Below are 17,220 nucleotides of genomic sequence, written 5' to 3' on the forward strand. Positions count from 1 at the left end.
CCGGGCCCCGTTGGCAGGTGAGGAGATTATCCCTCACCTTGTCGACAGCTTAGCCCAGCCTGATCAGTTTGCGAGTAACTGTTTGTAGCGATTGTGACCGGCTTGTAGCGATTGTGACCGGCGTTCGGTCAGTCAGCTTTGTACATATGAACATCCCGTTGCGGGAAGGGAATGGAAATGCCCTCGGCGTCAAAGGCTTTCTTCACGCGCTCCTGCATGTCCCAGTAGAAGGGCCAGAGGTCGCCGCTCTTGGTCCAGGCGCGCACGGTCAGATCTACCGAGCTGTCACCCAGGCCGCCAACAACAATCAATGGCGCAGGGTCTTTCAGGGCACGCTCGTCCTCTTCGATCAGGCGCTTGCAGATGGCCTTGGCTTTGTCGATGTCATCGCCGTAGCCGATGCCAAACTTCATGTCACAACGGCGGGTTTCGTAGGCACTCAGGTTGGTCAGGCTGGCGTTCGAGAGGCTGCCGTTGGGGATAACGATGCGGCGGTTATCAAAGGTGTCGATGATGGTGTAGAGAATGCTGATTTCCCGCACCGAGCCCAGGTACCCCTGGGCTTCGATGGCATCGCCCACTTTGAATGGTTTGAATATCAGGATCAGCACACCCCCGGCGAAGTTGGCCAGGCTGCCTTGCAGGGCCAGGCCTACGGCCAGACCGGCGGCACCGATGATGGCGACAAAGGAGGTGGTGGCAATGCCCACCATGGACGCCACGGAGATCAGCAGCAGGATTTTCAGTATGGCGCTGATCAGTCCGCACAGAAATTTGTTCAACGTTGGGTCTTTTTTGCCCAGCTTGGCGTCAAGCACGTTGACGAAACGGTTGATCAGCCAGAGGCCGATAACAAGGGTGATGATTGCCAGCAGTACCTTGGGCGCGTAGGTCATGACCATTGCGATCCCCTGGTCTACCCATTCGGAGGCGCGGCCATTAGCGCCGAAGAGTTCATCCATCAGAGAAAACTCCTTTCTCGTTGGTGTTTTTGAGGTTTTGTGTCATTGATATAAGTCAGGTGGCAGCGGATGCGGCCTGACACCCTGTTATAGCAGAGATTGCCATGGGTTGTATTGTCGGGATCAGGTTGCGGTGTGTACTCTGGCCCATTGCAGAATGGCGCCCGGCTCGCCCCGAACCAGAATCCGGCCCTGTTTCTGGCTGAGTTGATAATCATACATCGGGTCGTAGTAGTCGTTGAGAAGTGCTTCAATCCAGAGGTGGTGTCCCGCCAGGCTACCTTTTGCTTCCTGTTCATCCAGGGCGTCGAGCATTTTTTGCCGGAGTTGCCTGTAGCGATCGCCGCCCAGGCGTTTGCGAATGCGGTCGACCGCGCTGAGAAGGTAGTCCCGGAAGTTCAGCCAGCCCGCAGATTCGCCATCGCGGGCCACATAACTGGCCAGCATGTCTTCAACGTAGTCGGCCCGAATGATGGCAATGCGCTCTGCCATGGGCCGCTCAAGAATCATCAGGGGCGCTTGCGCCATTTTCTCCTTCATGGCTTCCGGCAGAGCACAGCGGCCGATCAGCCGGCTCTCGTCTTCCAGATACACCGGCCCGCCAACCTGATGGTGGGCTTTGAGCATGGCCACTGCCAGGCGGTTCTCGAAGTCTATCTGAGAGGGCTGCGGCGTTACCTGGCGGCCAAAGCTGGAGCCCCGATGGTTTGCAAGGCCTTCGAGATCCACAGGGTTGGGAAGCTCCAGCAATACCCGGGTTTTTCCGGTGCCGGTTCGGCCGCTGAGAATCCGGAAATGCCCGCTTTCGATCTGTTGATCCAGGCTGTCGATCAGAAATCGGCGAAGGGCCTTGTAACCACCCTTTACCAGCGGATAGTCGATGCCGGATTCTTTTATCCACTGTTGCGTGAGGTGGGAGCGCAAACCGCCGCGAAAACAGTACAGGTAGCCGCTGGGATGCCGGGTGGTAAACCGTTTCCAGGCTTCGATGCGCTGGGCTTTGATGTCACCCGAGACCAGTTGGTGGCCCAGTTCGATGGCCTTTTCCTGACCCTTTTCCTTGTAACAGATACCGATCCGGTGGCGCTCTTCGTCGTTCATCAGGGGCGCATTTTCTGCCGTGGGAAAGCTGCCTTTGGCAAACTCCACCGGAGCGCGCACGTCCATGAGCGGGGTGTCGTTCAGGAACAGATCAAGGTAGTTGTCTGTGTCGGGTCTGCTGGCCATGCTATCGGGTCGCTGTCGTTCCGGATGTGCGGGCAGTATACCGGACGGGCGATACCGCGACATCCTGAAGGCAGGTACAATGCCGCCGGATTTTGCAACCGTAAGGAACCCCCATGTCTTCTGACAATCTGGATCGCCACTTGCAGAAAACCCTGAGTCGCGGGCGAGTGGCGGTATCGAGGCCAGCCGGATGTCCGGGGTTGGCGCTGTACCTGTTTGATCCGGGTGTGCTGGAGGGGCCGTTGAGCCATGATGAGGCCCAGGCTGTGGTGGCGGAGCCTGCATACTGGTCCTTCTGCTGGGCCAGTGGCCAGGTACTGGCCCAGTGGATACTGGATCATCCGGAGCAGGTGGCGGGCAAAACGGTGTTCGATTTTGGCAGCGGCTCCGGTGTCGTGGCGGTGGCCTCGGCGCTGGCCGGTGCCGCCCGCTCTATTGCCTGCGATAGTGATCCGGCGGCGCTGGATGCTGTGTCTGCAAATGCCCGGCTGAACGGGGTGGCGGTGGAACTTTGCGAGGACTGGCATCAACGGCCACCGGAGATTGACCTGATTACCGCAGCAGATGTGCTCTACGATCCGGAGAACAGGTCGCTGCTGGGGGTATTCCGGTCTGCAGCACGGCAGGTGTTGCTGGCGGATTCCCGGGTAAGAGATCTGGGCAATCCGGATTACCGACTGCAGGGCAGAATCGAGGCCAGAACCTGGCCGGATTTGCACGAATTCGAGGAGTTTAATCAGGTGCGGATTTATCGGGCGGGCGCCTGAAAAGCAGAAAAAATAAAGGGCAGCCCGCAGGCCGCCCTCAAGTACTGATCCGCCGTCCTGAGCAGATCAGATTCGGAACAGGTAGGCGCCTCCATGCGCAAAGGGCAACAGCCATGTTACCAGTCCATGCTGCCATTCCCTGGTGCCAGCATCCTGGCCGGCGATCCGATTCGTTATCCCTTAAGCCAGAAATCCATCTATCCCTGCTTCTCCCCGCTGTCCTTGCCGGGGTGCATCCGGTGCGTCGTCCTTTTCCCTGTCATCCTTGACGACAAATATAATACCAATAACTTTGTTGCTGGCGTGTGACCTGATCACGCCAGTGATCACGGATTTTTATCGCATCAATAGAAATTCTTTAAGAATCAGAAGAATACTCGGGGTTAATGCGTGTTTTTCGTGTTTGCGCACGGGACGATACCGCGAGTTCTCACGATCTTGTGCGATATTTCCTACACGTTGTCTGGCGATTTTCGCAAGTGGGCGTCGACTACGGTTTTGATGCCCGGCCAAGGCAGCAGGCCCAGCCCGATGCCGAGAGCATCTGCGGCCACGTCGCTAAGGGCGAAATCCCTGTAGGGCAGGGTTGCCTGCACCACTTCAAGGCTGAAGCCAAACGCGAGCAAAGCAGGTGCATACCAGAGCGCAGGGAGTCTGGGCCAGGCCAGTCGTGTTACCAGGGTCAGCTCCAGAAAGGCAATCACGTGATTGATTTTGTCGTTGGCCGACGCCGGAACAGGGTAGGTGTTGCTGGTGGTGGCCAGGAACAGCACAGCAGCGACGGAGACCAGCACCATGGCCTGCCAGAGCCTGCGCTTGGCCAGCAGGTTGATGATCAGGTCTCGGATACGGGGCATGGTGAAATCCGGCGATCCTTGTGGGCTGTGGGAATCATCCGGTCATGATATGCTTTGCGCCCCGTATTTGTCATGGCACGGAGGATCACCGGTAATGCTCAAGGGTAACTTTTTTCGAGGGCTGGGCTATCTGGGTGATGGTTTCGGGCTGATACGCCAGCCCGGTCTCCGGCTGTTTGTGGTTATTCCGCTGGTTATTAACGTTCTGCTGTTTGGCCTGCTGTTCTATTTCCTTGCCGAAGGTTTCACCGTAATGATCGCCACTGCCATGGCCTGGCTGCCAGACTGGGCCTGGTTGCAGGCGCTGGACTGGTTGTTCTGGCTGCTCTATGGCGTGTTTATTCTGCTTCTGCTGGCTTACGGCTTTGTGATTGTTGCCAACCTGATCGGCTCGCCTTTTTATGGCTATCTGGCGGAATTGACTGAAAAGCATCTGACCGGGCAGGAGGTGACGACCGATGACAGCTGGGCGGCGATCCTCAAAGATATCCCCCGGGCGTTCTGGCGCGAGGTGCAGAAAATTCTGTATTACCTGCCCAGGGCTTTGGTGCTGGTTGTCATCGGGTTGATTCCTGTGGTCAATCTGATCGCTGCGGTGCTGTGGTTCGGCTTTAACAGTTGGATGATGGCGCTGCAATATGTGGACTATCCAGCGGACAACCACAAGGTCAGTTTTCCCGCGTTGCGCCAACTGCTGGCGGATACCCGGCTCTCGGCGCTGGGATTCGGGCTGCCGGTGGCACTGGCAGCCATGGTGCCCATATTGAATCTGGTGGTGGTGCCTGCGGCGGTCTGCGGGGCCACGGTCTACTGGGTTCGGGAGAACCGGTCTGCAATACAGTCACCTGCTTTAACACGCTAAACACTCACTGGAGGTTTCTTGGAAACATCGGAATTTGTCATCGGCCAGCGTTGGGTCAGCCACAGCGATACCTCTCTGGGCCTGGGGATTGTTACGGATATCTCCGGCCGCAGAGTGACCCTTGGGTTCCCGGCCGCTGACGAGGAACGCACTTACGCCATTGATAACGCGCCCTTGTCGCGGATCATCTATCAGCAGGGAGAGGAAATCGAGACCTTTGATGGCGAGACGTATATCGTGCGTGCGGTCGAGGATATCGATGGCGTTTTGATGTACCACGCGGATGACGGGGAAAACCTGCATCCGGTGTCAGAGGTCAAGCTGGCGGGGTCGGTCAACTTTTCGGCGCCTCATCAGCGCCTGTTCGCCGGTCAGTTTGACCGCAACGGCGCGTTTCGTTTGCGGGTTGCAACGCTGGAACATCTGGATCGGTTGCGGGCATCCCCGGCCCAGGGACTGATTGGCGCCCGAACCCAGCATTTGCCGCACCAGCTGTACATCGCCCATGAGGTGGCACGCCGCCATGCGCCCCGGGTACTGCTGGCAGATGAAGTTGGCCTGGGCAAAACTATTGAAGCCGGGCTGATCCTGCACTACCAGTTACAGACTGGCCGGGCACGCCGCGCCCTGATTGTGGTGCCGGATTCGCTGGTTCACCAGTGGCTGGTGGAAATGCTCAGGCGGTTCAATTTGCGCTTTTCCATTATCGATCAGATCCGGTACGACGATCTGAAGGCCGATGAAGGCGATGTCGATGCACTGGTGAATCATATTTTCGGAGACGACAGCGCGATCAACCCATTCGAGTCTGAGCAGCTGGTGCTGTGCAGCCTTGATTTTCTGATGGCCAGCAAGCAGGCCCGGAAAGACGCGTTCGCTGCTGGCTGGGATCTGATGGTGGTGGATGAGGCTCACCATCTTGCCTGGTCGCCGGAGCAGGCCAGTGAGGAATATCAGGTGGTGGAGCAGTTGTCAGCCGCCAGCCAGGGCCTGCTGTTGCTGACCGCTACGCCGGAACAGATTGGTGTAGCCAGTCACTTCGCCCGTCTGCGCTTGCTTGATCCCGCCCGTTTCCACGATCTGGAGGCGTTCAGGCAGGAAGAGCAGCATTACGAAGCCATCAACACCGTGGTTCGCCGCCTGCCTGCAGACCCTGCCAGCCTGTCCTCAGAGGATCGCGGAGCGCTGGAAAACTGGTTGGGAGACCAGTTGCCAGAGTTACTGGCCAGAGACGATGCCCGTCAGGCCGTTATCGATGCCTTGCTGGATCGCCACGGTACCGGCCGGGTGCTGTTCCGTAATACCCGGGCGGCAATCCAAGGCTTCCCGGAGCGGCAGCCGCTGCCGGTGCCTCTGCCGTGTCCGGATCTCTATCAGGATGTCTGTCGGGGCTTGCCTGGCCTGGCACCGGAAGTGTCGGTGCCCGAGGAAGACTGGCTGGCCGGTGACCCCCGTGTGGCCTGGCTGGAGAAGACTCTGGCCAGCCTGCGCCCGGCGAAGGTGGTGGTGATTTGCGCCAGTGCCAGCACCGCCATGGCGCTGGAACATTATCTTCAGCTGCGGGCGGGTATCCGCAGTGCGGCGTTTCATGAGCACCTGAGTCTGATTGAGCGAGATCGTGCTGCGGCTTATTTTGCAGACACCGAGCAGGGTGCCCAGGCACTGATCTGCTCTGAGATTGGCAGCGAAGGCCGTAATTTCCAGTTTGCCCACCACCTGGTTCTGTTTGACCTGCCCGCGAACCCGGATTTGCTGGAACAGCGCATCGGCCGACTGGATCGGATAGGCCAGGCCGAGACGGTGCGCATCCACATTCCGTACCTGCAGGGCTCCAGTCAGGAGGTTCAGTTCCGGTGGTTCCAGGAAGGACTGAATGCCTTTGCTGAAAGCTGCGCTGTGGGTGTGGCGGTACAGGAAACGGTAAAACCGCACTGGCAGCAGGCGCTGGAGGGTGATACTGCGGCACTGGAAAGCCTGGTGGCAGAAAGTATTGAAGAAAGCAGTCGACTGAAAATTCTGCTGCACAATGGCCGGGATGCACTGATCGAGCTGAATTCGTGCCGAAGGGCAGAAGCTCAGGCGCTTATCGAGAGCATCGAGCAGGAAGAAAATGCGGCCGCGGTGAACGATTATATGGTGCAGGCGTTTGACATTCTTGGTGTGGATATCGAAGACCATAGCGAACATGCGGATATCCTGAAGCCGGGAGAGCAGTTCCAGGCCGGGATGGTTTCGGGGCTCCCGGAGGATGGCCTGACTGTCACCTGGGATCGACAGCAGGCCCTGCAGCGAGAGGACATGGCTTTTATCAGCTGGGAGCATCCGCTGGTGACCGGTGTCATGGATTCGGTAACCAGTTCTGGTCTGGGCAAGGCTGCACTGGCGAACCTGTCGGTGAAGGCGTTACCACCGGGCACTCTCTTGCTGGAAGCGGTGTTTGCTGTGCATTGCCCGGCACCGGAGTCTCTGCAACTGACTCGCTATCTGCCGGTATCACCACTGCGACTGGTGGTGGATGTGAACGGCCGGGACCTGTCGAAGGCGTTGCCCCATGATCGCCTGAACGACCTGTGTTCGAATATCCGGCGGCGCACTGCTCAGGCTATTGTCCCGAAAATCCGCGCCGAGGTAGACACCATGGTGGATCATGCCGAGCGGTTGGCGGAGCCCAGCCTTTCACCGCTGAAGGCGCAGGCACTGGCCAGAGTGGAAGAGGGTTTCTTGCCGGAAATACGACGCCTTGAGGCGTTGCAAAAGGTAAATCCGACAATCCGAGACGAGGAGATTGCCTTTCTTTCCGGCCAACTGGCAGCGGCTCGCAGTGCCGTAGAACATGCGTCGCTGGCACTTGAGGGTATTCGTGTGATTGTGACCTCATAGTGCGACCGCGTTGTGTGCAAGCCTGTGTGGCGCCTGACCATCTGTTGGGGTAAGTTGAACGTAACGAAGTGTAGTCAAAGGGCCCCGGCGAAGGCCGGGGGCTCCAATCCATGGAAGACAGAGAGATCCTGAGATGACTTTGATTTTGTTTCTGGTTGCACTGGCTGGCTTGCTGTATGTGATGCGTCGCGAGTCCGGAGCCAAGCCTGCCATTGGCGTGATGCTGGTGGTTGGACTGATTTCACTGTTTGCTGGCTCCGGCGGGCTGGCGTTCGTTCTGCTGGCTGGCGCTGCGATAACCGCGGCGGCGGGCCTGCCGCAGTTCCGTCAGAGCTGGCTGACCCCCCGCGTCTTCGCCATGTTCAAGAAGGTGGCGCCCAAGGTGTCGGACACCGAAAAGGTGGCGCTGGAGGCTGGCACCGTGGGCTGGGACGGCGAGCTGTTTACCGGTCGCCCGGATTGGCACAATCTGCTGATCAACCGCCATACCGGCCTGAGCGAGGAAGAGCAGGCGTTTGTGGACAACCAGTGTACTCAGGCAATTTCTATGTGTAATGCCTGGGATCTGGCTGTGGAGCGTGCGGATTTGCCGGCAGAGCTCTGGGATTTGCTCAAGAAAGAAAAATTCTTTGGCATGATCATCCCCAAGGAGTATGGGGGGCTCGGCTTTTCTGCCAAGGCGCAAACTGCGGTTCTGCAGAAGCTGGCGGCCAACGAAATGCTGATGGTCACGGTGGGTGTCCCCAACTCCCTTGGGCCGGGCGAGTTACTGGTTAAATACGGCACCGAAGAACAGAAACAACACTACCTGCCAAGGTTGGCTGATGGTCGGGAAATCCCCTGTTTTGGCCTGACCGGGCCTCGTGCCGGATCCGATGCCACCTCGTTGCCAGACACGGGCATCGTCTGCAAGCAGCAGGTAGAAGGAGAAGAAGTGATTGGTATCCGGCTAAATTTTGAAAAACGCTGGATTACCCTGGCGCCGGTAGCGACGGTGGTTGGCCTGGCGTTCCGCATGTTTGATCCCGACGGGTTGCTGGGCGACACAGAGGACTACGGCATTACCTGCGCGCTGATTCCCAGAAACACCGACGGTATGGAAATTGGCCGCCGTCACTGCCCGATCGGCACGCCGTTTATGAATGGCCCGATTCGCGGCAAGGATGTGTTTATTCCGCTGGACTATATTATCGGTGGCCAGGAAATGGCCGGTCAGGGCTGGCGTATGCTGGTCGAGTGCCTGTCGGTCGGGCGCTGCATTACTCTGCCGTCCGGTGCCGCTGGCGCAGCGGCCTACTCGGTGGGAACGGCCGGTGGCTTTACCCGGGTGCGCCGCCAGTTCAATACGCCTGTCGCCGAGATGGAGGGCGTACAGGCGCCGCTGGCGCGGATTGCCGCGAAAACCTACATCGCCCAGTCTGCGGTTAACCATACCGCAAACATGATTGACCGTGGCGAGAAACCCGCGGTGCCCTCTGCCATCCTCAAATACCACCTTACCGAGTTTCAGCGGGATGTGCTGACCGATGCCATGGATGTTCATGGCGGTAAGACCGTGACCCTGGGGCCGCGCAATTACCTCGGTATCGGTGCCAGTGGCGCGGCGGTATCGATAACGGTGGAGGGGGCCAACATCATGACCCGCAGCCTGATGATCTTCGGTCAGGGTGCTATTCGCTGTCACCCCTATGTGTTGAAAGAGCTGGCCGCCAAGGACAATGATGATATCCAGGCGTTCGATGAAGCGTTCTTTGGCCATGCGGGGCTGATTTTCGGTAATGCTGCCCGGGCGTTCACCCAGGCGTTGGGTCTGGGCAAGGCGGATGTGCCTTTTGATAATGCGTCACGCCAGTATGCCCAGGCGCTTGCGCGCTTCAGTTCCGCATTCGGCTTGTGTGCGGATGCGGCCATGACCACGCTCGGTGGCGAGCTTAAGATGAGAGAGCTGATTTCCGCGCGGCTGGGCGACATGCTTTCCAACCTGTATCTCGCGTCGATGGTTCTGAAGAACTGGCATGAGACCCAGCCGGTGGAAGGCGAGAAAGAGCTTATGCAGTACAGCCTGAGCTATCTGTTGCACCGCACGGAGCAGGCGCTGAACGAGTTTCTGCAGAATCTGCCGAACCGCCCTGTGGCTCTGGCGTTGCGCGCGATCACTCTGCCGCTGGGGTGCCGCTGGGCGGCGCCGCGGGATGACCTGTCCCGTAATCTGGCACGTGCAATCAGTACCGACACGCCTGTACGGGCGAAACTGATGGCCGGGGCCTGGACGACAGACGGTGACAATGGCGTTGATAACCCGGTCGCGCGCTACAACGCGCTGTTGCAGGATTACGATAAAGCTGAGCAGCTGTATCGCAAGGCTTCCAAGGCGTATGCCAAAGGCGATTTGCCCACAACCGCGCTGCATCCGGAAGAGCGATTCGAAGCGGCATTGGAGGCCGGGGTGTTTACGGCAGAGGAAGCCGAGTTCATGCGTCAGTATGAAGCCGTGGTGCTGGAAATGCTGACGGTCGATGATTTTCCGTTCGATGCGTTTGCACGGGATCGGGACACCCTGATCGAACATACGCCAGCGTGAGGTAGCGGCTGATATGTGGCTGTCTGTGGCCGCGGTCAGTGTTGGCGCCATCATTGGCGCCAATCTGCGCTGGTTGCTGGGGCTCTGGCTGAACAGCAGTTACCATGCCATTCCCTGGGGGACGCTGGTGGCCAACCTTGCTGGCGGGTGGCTGGTGGGCTTGCTGATGGCGTTTTTCAGTCAGTCTACGTCGCTCGCGCCGGAATGGCGCCTGTTTGCAGTCACTGGCCTGTGCGGTGCCCTGACCACCTTCTCAACCTTTTCGCTGGAAATGTTTGCCGCGCTGCAGGCGGGCCGGTGGGGTGTGGCGGCCATGGGGGTGGCGGCCCACGTCATCGGCTCCCTTGCAATGACCGCAGCGGGCTTTGCCACCTTTTCGATGCTTCGTGGATGAGGGGGTGCGGAGAAATTGACCGCTGGGTATCACTACCTATACAAATTCTTGAAAATACGCTTGGCAACGACGGGTTTCCAGAGTACAGTGACTCGGTAGGAAAGAATCAGCAAAGCAGTTCATGAATAAGACGTACCTCAGAAGTTAGTAGTGACCGTCCTGTTTTTGATCCCGCGAGTTCTGTTTTTCCGTAACACGCTGACCTTGACCATTCAGGTGAGGCGGCAGATAAACGATTGATTTCAGGAAGTTTAAGTATGTCTACTACTACCGGTACTGTTAAGTTCTTCAACGAAGCAAAAGGCTTTGGCTTTATCACTCGTGAAGGCGGCCCGGACGTATTTGTTCACTACAGCGCCATTCAGGGTTCAGGTTTCAAGACCCTGGCCGAAGGCCAGCAGGTTGAGTTCACCGTAACTCAGGGCCAGAAAGGTCCTCAGGCGGAGAACGTTGTTGCTCTGTAATCCTTACCGGATTCAGCAATAACCGAAAAAAGGCAGCGAAAGCTGCCTTTTTTGTTTCCGGGTACTACTGATCTTCGAAAAGTTCCCGGTAAAATTGCAGGGTACCCCGCCAGGCGCGTGTCGCTGCTTCCTGATCATAGGCCACCGGCATACCGAACTGTTCGGCAATCCGGTCGGCATTCGGGTTGGTGAACGAGTGTTTCACTCCCGGGAAGCTCACCAGCGTTAAGTCTGCCCCCGCGTTCTGCATTTCTCTTACCAGCCCTGCCACCTGATCTGATGGCACCATGGCATCAGCGCCGCCGGTATAAACCTGTACTTTTGCCCTGAGGGTTTCCGGGTTGGCCTGAATCGGGCTGGCCAGAGCTCCGTGGTAGCTCACTACGCCATCCAGATCCAGCCCAAGGCGGGCCATGTTCAGTACAACAGCGCCACCGAAGCAGTAGCCCTGGGCGGCGATACGTTCGGGATCCACGCTTTCATGGTGTTGCAGCAGAGCCATGGCCTTGGTGAACCGCGCCTCTACCCGATCCATGTCAGCGGTGGCTTCGCGCATGAACTTCTGGGCTGTGTCCGGGTGTTCCGCCTGCTTGCCAGAGCCGTACATGTCCAGTGCAAAGGCGGTATAGCCTTCTTTGGCCAGTTTGCGGGCCTGCTCCCGGGCAAACTCATTGTGCCCCCACCATTCATGCACAACCAGAATACCGGGCCTGCGCCTTTCGAGCTGGTCATCCCAGGCCAGATAGCCGGTAAAGGTTTCACCGTCCACGACGTATTCGAGTGTTTCTGTCTGCATTTGTGCGGATACCTGTGTGCTAGTCAGAAGGGTGGCAATGATTATTGCTGTTGGGGTAGAGCGCAATCGGTTCATGATCTCTGATGCTCCTTTGGCTGGATGGGCGGGCATGAACGAAGCTGTCGCCCGCTGCCGGGTGCCCGGACTGACTCAGAACAAAATGGTCTTAACGCTGGTTTCTGATGAATAAATATGCCGCCAACGGGCCTTCCCCGGCGTTCGTTCTTGACTATAGTTAAGTTCAGGAACGGTTTTAAGTCCGAATTTCATCGGGCGCCGTATCCACCCATACCAACAACAGCGAGAAAAGGGGTGGCTTATGCTTCTGTCCCATGCATTCGGTCTCTTCACCCATCCAGGGCAAGAGTGGGATTCCATCAGGCGTGAACACGAACATCCAACCCGGCTCTACGTGGCCTATGTGTTGATTCTGGCGGCCATTGCGCCGGTCTGTGCCTACATTTCCACAGCCCACTTCGGATGGTCCGTGGGGAACGATCGGTTGATCAAGCTGACGGAAATCAGCGCGGTGCAACTGAGCGTGCTAACTTACGCTGCTATGCTGGTCGGGGTTTTTGCCCTGGGCTATGCAATCAACTGGATGGCCCGTACCTATGGGGCCAAGGAAGAGTATGTTCCTTCAAACGGCGTCGCTTTGGCGGCATATTCCTGCACCCCCCTGTTCCTGGCCGGTTTTGCCCTGCTGTACCCGGTACCCTGGCTTAATGCGCTCGTCTTTCTGGCGGCGGCTGGCTACGGTGCCTGGCTGATGTATGACGGTCTGCCGATTGTTATGGGCATCGAAAAGGAGCGTGCCGTCATGTACGGTGGTGCTTTACTGACGGTCGCCCTGGTGATTCTGGTGTCCACACGGGCTGGGTCGGTGATTCTCTGGAACATGGGTTTGGGGCCGGTTTTTATCAGCAGTTGATTCTTCAGGCCTTCCTCATTGTCTGCGGGAGCTTCGGCTCCCGTTCTGGTTTCTAATGCAACTCCACGTCATACAGCCTTCGCTCCCAGACTCCTGCAGTCATGTCGGAATTTGCCACAGATTTGTCGCAATTCAGCAGCGCATTCTTCACGATCCTGGCCTAGCCTGAGGCATATTCCGCGATCGCCGCGGACAAGGGTTTTTGCCCGACACAATAATGACCAACGGAGAGTGAGAGCATGACTCGATGGACGCGCAGAGACTTTCTGAAAGCCTCGGCACTGGGAATGGGGGCCGTGGTGGTCTCAACCGGCCTTGCCGGGTGTGTTCTGGACAGTAACGACAAACGTAACGTCCGGTTTACCCATGGTGTCGCCAGCGGCGATCCATTGCAAGACGGTGTGATTCTGTGGACCCGGGCGGTGCCGGATTCCGGCGGAGCAGTTAGCGTGGGGTGGGAGGTGGCTACGGATGCTTCCTTCGAGTCTCTGGTGCAGTCGGGTACAGCCGAGGCTTCGGCAGAGCACGATTTCACCATCAAGGTGGATGCCCGCGGGCTGTTGCCGGGCCAGCGTTATTATTACCGGTTCCGCTCTGCAAGCCAGGTATCAGCCACGGGCATAACCCGGACTCTGCCCGAAGGCAATGTAGATCAGGTTCGGCTGGCCGTCGTGTCCTGCGCTCATTATCCGGCAGGTTTTTTTAATGTTTACAGAGAGATCGCGAGCCGGGATGATCTGGATGCCGTGGTGCACCTTGGCGATTATATCTACGAGTACAGCAGCGAGACCGAAAGTTACGCCGCCGGAGATGCCGATGCTATAGGCCGCCGCTTCCCGCCAGACAACGACAGGGAGCTGCTTACCCTGGCGGACTATCGTGGCCGCTACGGTATTTACCGGCGGGATGAAGACCTGCAACTGGCGCATCAGCGTTTGCCCTTTATCGTGGTGTGGGACGACCATGAGGTGGCGAATGATACCTGGCGTGAAGGCGCCGACAACCACAACGCAGATGAAGGCGATTTCCGCGAACGCAAACTCATGGCTCTGCAGGCATTTTTTGAATGGATGCCGATTCGCCCCATGGTGGAGGGCAGTGACGAGGCCATATTCCGCAGCTTCCGCTTCGGCAATCTGGTGGATTTGCATATGCTCGATACCCGCATTATTGGCCGGGATCAGCAGCTCGATTATGCCGACTATCTGACGGCATCGGGGCTGGATGCTGCCCGCTTCCGGGCGGATGTGTCAGACGCCAACCGCACCCTGTTGGGGGCTGAACAGTTGTTGTGGCTACAGGCCAAGATGGCGTATTCCACAGGTCAGTGGCAGGTGCTCGGGCAGCAGGTGTTGATGGGCCGGATGAATCTTCCGGCGGAGCTGCTGCTGGCGATTGCCACCGAGGATTTCAGCAACTTGCCTCAGTCGCTGCAGGCACTTGCGGCATTGAAAGCCCGGCAGTTGCAGGGTGGCAGCCTGTCGGCAGCGGAGTTGGCGCGCCTTGAAACCGTGGCACCCTATAATCTGGATGCCTGGGATGGCTATCAGTACGAGCGGGAAGTAGTGCTGGGCACCGCGCGCCAGCTAAACAAGAACCTGGTGGTTCTGGCCGGTGATACCCACAATGCCTGGGCGAATAACCTGAGAGACTTTGAAGGCAATCAGATCGGGGTGGAATTCGCGACTGCTTCGGTGTCTTCGCCAGGGCTTGAGGATTATCTGGAGCTACCCGATGAACTGATTGCCGGAGCTGAACAGGGTATCGGCCTGCTGGTGGATGATCTGGATTTCCTGAACATCAGCCAGAGAGGCTATCTTGTGGCCACCTTTACTCCGGAGCAGGCAACGGCCGACTGGCACTTTGTTGATACCGTCAAAAGCCGGGACTACCAGGTGGACACCTCCAGAAGCGCTTCCCGTCGGGTCAGGCCGGGAGCCGGTTATCGCAAGGTAGAGCGGCTTCCGTAAACAGCCCTAGGATAGCCCTCGGGTAATCACTGATGGATCACCCCGGCCTTCGACGGCTGCGAGTTCAGCGCTGTTGAGCCATTCTCCCGGAGGCTTGTCGAGAACCTGGGCGCAGGCCGCCAGTGCGTGCCCCCAGGAACAGCCGTTGGCGAACAGCATGCCCGCCTCGTTCAGGGTACCGCCGCGGTTAGTGTAGCCCAGAACCCGGGAATGGGCCGGTTGCGGGAACAGGTTGTGCAGGTGTCCGCGAAACACTTCCGGGCGCATATGGGTGAGGGCCACGCGGCGGTTCATCCGGTGCGGAAGCAGGCGCTCCTGCTCGAACTCCGACAGACAAATGGCAGCTTCCATGGCGTCTCTGGGCTGCCGGAATCGGCCTGGCTCCTGGATATAGACAAGGCGGAACGGCGTGTCGGTGTCTCTAAGGCGCTCGCAGGCCCGGATGGCCTCTGACAGCTGATAGGCGCCACTGGCAATCAGCAACACGGGCTCTTCGCCACTTGAGGTATCCTCGTCGACGACCAGTGCGCCATGCTGTGCCAGGGTTTCGGCCTCACTCTGGTTGAAGACGCAGGGACGCTCTCGTTTTGGAATCACCAGGCAGCTGATCTGGCCACGCTCCTGATAGACCGATGGCAGCACTGCCAGGGTGCTGTTGTAGTCGGCAGGGAATAGCACCCGCGACACATCGTTCATCTCGCCCAGCAAAGCCTCACAGAAACCGGTGTCCTGGTGGGATTGTTCGTTTTTGCCGTTTTCCCAGGTATGGGACGTGGCAACTACTGGCAAACCCAGCCATTGCGCGGGCCGGCCCACGGCCTTCTGGTGCCTGGCAAAAATCAGTTCCTGGCGGATGGCACCAAGCATTTTTACGCAAAAGGCTTCGTAGCTGGCCACCAGGTTGAGCCCGGCCTTATTGGCCAGGCAGGCAGACACAACAGCTTCTTCATTGAGTGCGGTAATGATTTTGCCTTGTACCGACTCACAGTCGTTTTCCGGGTCATTCACCCGGTGTTTCAGGCTGCTCAACACGCCCGTCAGGCGGTTGCTGGCAAGCTCGTCGGGGTTTCCGACCCGGGGCCTTAGCTCAGGGTTCTGTGCCACAAGCGCCTGAAAAAACTCGTCCACCGCCGACATGGGGGAGCTGCTTCCCTGGTGCCAGGGCAAGCGCGGAATACGGGGCTTGTCAGGACGCCTTAGTGCCAGTGGGTGATCCCGCTCAAGAGCGCGGTTCTGGGCCCGGTGACCGGCCAATTCAGACACCGCCGACTGCAACTCACGGGGTGCTACCCACAGAGGTTGGCAATGTTCGTTGAACAGAGCCCGAGAGTGTGCGTCCAGGCGGGGGTTGTCCGGCAGGGGCAGATTGTGCGCCGGGTTTTCTCCGGCACCGTAGAAGCCGAAGCCTTTGACAGTCTCTGCAATGCCGTAGGGCATCCGCACCGGATACGCGCTTTGCCCCTGCCTGGCGGCATCGCCGTGATGCGCCAGAGCGGTTTCCATATCATAGAGAGCACACACAAATGCCGCCGGGTCCCGGCCATCGAAGCGGATCGGATCAAAGCCGTGGAGGCGGAGGTGTTCTTCAAAACGCTCCAGCCCTTCCCGGGTTCCGAGTTCGGTGCGCTGCTCGATACGGCGGCCATTGGCGATCATGACGGGCAGCACGGTGCCACAGTCTTCGGCCCGCCACCACCTGGGTGTCCAGTCGCTGCCCCGTTGCTCTTCGGCGGCGCCGTCAGAAAGAAATGCCACCAGAGACTCGCCAGGCAAGGGCATATGGGCGTATTGCAGTTCGGCAAAGCCCAGGTAGCCGCCTTCAAGGATGCCTCCTGCCGTGTGAGGGTTTACATGGCTGCCCAGAGGGGCAGCCATCGAGCCATCTGGGTTCTGCTGATAACTGTAGAAGTCGGCCACAAGTCGCGATAGTCCGTCCGGTGTCTGGTAGCGGGCCTGCTGTTCCGGGTGCAGGTTGCCGGTCAGCACGTTCAGCGCATCCACAGCGGCAACGCAGTGGCCCTGTCCCATCAGCCAGCTCCGGGTCTTTCCTGTCAGGTTGTTCAGGGCCAGATAAGCCGCATAGGCAGTCACCATATTCAGTGCGCCGCCGGTATGGCCTTCCGGGGCAGGTTTGAAGTCCTGGGCCTTCAGTGGCGCGCCACCGACATCCACCCGGTGGCAGTAAGTCATGTGTACGACCAGCCATAGGCCAGCACTGGTGAGCCGGTCCAGGGCGATGAGTTTGCGGTAGACTGAGTCCGTATCCGGTTGATGGCCCGCGCAGACCAGGGCGCTTGCCAGAGCTTCTACCCGGGTAATCGTTTGAGGCGTGTGCCGGATTACGCCATAGCCTTTTTGCCAGCACTCGAACAGGGAACCGTCTGGCGATCCGCAGAGTGTGTGCGTTGATTCAGCGGGCGATGACATCCAGGCCTCCATGGCATTTAATGTGTTCGGATAGTGTAGGGCTTGCGACCACCTGTACCTTTGATGCAGGTCAGTCGGGTCTGCATCTTTTTTCGCCATTCA

14 protein-coding genes are annotated in these 17,220 nt (G+C 58.6%); 9 read left to right on the forward strand and 5 right to left on the reverse strand.

The features are described from left to right. Positions 1 to 128: 128 nt before the first annotated feature. Together C7H09_RS16215 and mnmH are read right to left on the reverse strand one after the other, a co-directional pair. Positions 129 to 962, reverse strand: coding sequence for a mechanosensitive ion channel family protein (locus C7H09_RS16215; RefSeq protein ID WP_106764636.1), 834 nt, complete (start codon positions 960 to 962; stop codon positions 129 to 131). A 123-nt stretch (positions 963 to 1,085) separates the two neighbouring features. Continuing rightward, positions 1,086 to 2,189, reverse strand: a complete 1,104-nt coding sequence (gene mnmH, locus C7H09_RS16220; protein WP_106764638.1) for a tRNA 2-selenouridine(34) synthase MnmH — start codon at positions 2,187 to 2,189, stop codon at positions 1,086 to 1,088. A 113-nt stretch (positions 2,190 to 2,302) separates the two neighbouring features. Between mnmH and C7H09_RS16225 the strand changes: the two genes are divergently transcribed. Then, positions 2,303 to 2,956: a class I SAM-dependent methyltransferase gene (locus tag C7H09_RS16225; RefSeq protein ID WP_106764641.1), complete on the forward strand. Its 654-nt coding sequence runs from the start codon at positions 2,303 to 2,305 to the stop codon at positions 2,954 to 2,956. 452 nt (positions 2,957 to 3,408) lie between these two features. On the opposite strand, the gene C7H09_RS16230 is transcribed toward C7H09_RS16225, so the two are convergent. After that, positions 3,409 to 3,813 carry a VanZ family protein gene (locus tag C7H09_RS16230; protein WP_106764644.1) on the reverse strand — a complete coding sequence of 135 codons (405 nt, stop codon included), beginning with the start codon at positions 3,811 to 3,813 and terminating at the stop codon, positions 3,409 to 3,411. A 94-nt stretch (positions 3,814 to 3,907) separates the two neighbouring features. On the opposite strand from C7H09_RS16230, the gene cysZ reads away from it, so the two are divergent. The 5 genes from cysZ (at position 3,908) to C7H09_RS16255 (ending at position 10,994) form a co-directional block, all read left to right on the forward strand. Next, entirely contained in the window at positions 3,908 to 4,675 is a 768-nt protein-coding gene (gene cysZ / locus C7H09_RS16235) for a sulfate transporter CysZ (protein WP_106764647.1), read from the forward strand. An 18-nt stretch (positions 4,676 to 4,693) separates the two neighbouring features. Next, positions 4,694 to 7,555: an RNA polymerase-associated protein RapA gene (rapA, locus tag C7H09_RS16240; RefSeq protein WP_106764649.1), complete on the forward strand. Its 2,862-nt coding sequence runs from the start codon at positions 4,694 to 4,696 to the stop codon at positions 7,553 to 7,555. Between the two features lie 133 nt (positions 7,556 to 7,688). Further along, a complete protein-coding gene (locus C7H09_RS16245; RefSeq protein ID WP_106764651.1) occupies positions 7,689 to 10,136 on the forward strand; it encodes an acyl-CoA dehydrogenase in 2,448 nt (815 codons plus the stop codon). 13 nt (positions 10,137 to 10,149) lie between these two features. Beyond that, on the forward strand, positions 10,150 to 10,530 hold the full coding sequence (gene crcB, locus C7H09_RS16250) for a fluoride efflux transporter CrcB (protein WP_106764653.1): 381 nt from the start codon (positions 10,150 to 10,152) through the stop codon (positions 10,528 to 10,530). Between the two features lie 257 nt (positions 10,531 to 10,787). Next, positions 10,788 to 10,994: a cold-shock protein gene (locus C7H09_RS16255; RefSeq protein ID WP_008172950.1), complete on the forward strand. Its 207-nt coding sequence runs from the start codon at positions 10,788 to 10,790 to the stop codon at positions 10,992 to 10,994. Positions 10,995 to 11,058: 64 nt separating this feature from the next. On the opposite strand, the gene C7H09_RS16260 is transcribed toward C7H09_RS16255, so the two are convergent. Beyond that, entirely contained in the window at positions 11,059 to 11,865 is an 807-nt protein-coding gene (locus C7H09_RS16260; RefSeq protein ID WP_106764655.1) for a dienelactone hydrolase family protein, read from the reverse strand. Here C7H09_RS16260 and C7H09_RS19910 point away from each other — a divergent pair. The 3 genes from C7H09_RS19910 (at position 11,828) to C7H09_RS16270 (ending at position 14,691) form a co-directional block, all read left to right on the forward strand. Then, positions 11,828 to 11,980: a hypothetical protein gene (locus C7H09_RS19910; RefSeq protein WP_165794839.1), complete on the forward strand. Its 153-nt coding sequence runs from the start codon at positions 11,828 to 11,830 to the stop codon at positions 11,978 to 11,980. The genes C7H09_RS16260 and C7H09_RS19910 overlap by 38 nt on opposite strands. Before the next feature lie 129 nt (positions 11,981 to 12,109). Then, entirely contained in the window at positions 12,110 to 12,721 is a 612-nt protein-coding gene (locus C7H09_RS16265) for a Yip1 family protein (protein ID WP_106764658.1), read from the forward strand. Positions 12,722 to 12,960: 239 nt separating this feature from the next. Next, positions 12,961 to 14,691, forward strand: a complete 1,731-nt coding sequence (locus C7H09_RS16270; protein WP_106764661.1) for an alkaline phosphatase D family protein — start codon at positions 12,961 to 12,963, stop codon at positions 14,689 to 14,691. A gap of 6 nt (positions 14,692 to 14,697) precedes the next feature. On the opposite strand, the gene C7H09_RS16275 is transcribed toward C7H09_RS16270, so the two are convergent. Then, entirely contained in the window at positions 14,698 to 17,118 is a 2,421-nt protein-coding gene (locus C7H09_RS16275; protein WP_106764664.1) for a phosphoketolase family protein, read from the reverse strand. Positions 17,119 to 17,220 lie beyond the last annotated feature (102 nt).

It is taken from the genome of Marinobacter fuscus, assembly GCF_003007675.1.
GTDB lineage: Bacteria > Pseudomonadota > Gammaproteobacteria > Pseudomonadales > Oleiphilaceae > Marinobacter > Marinobacter fuscus.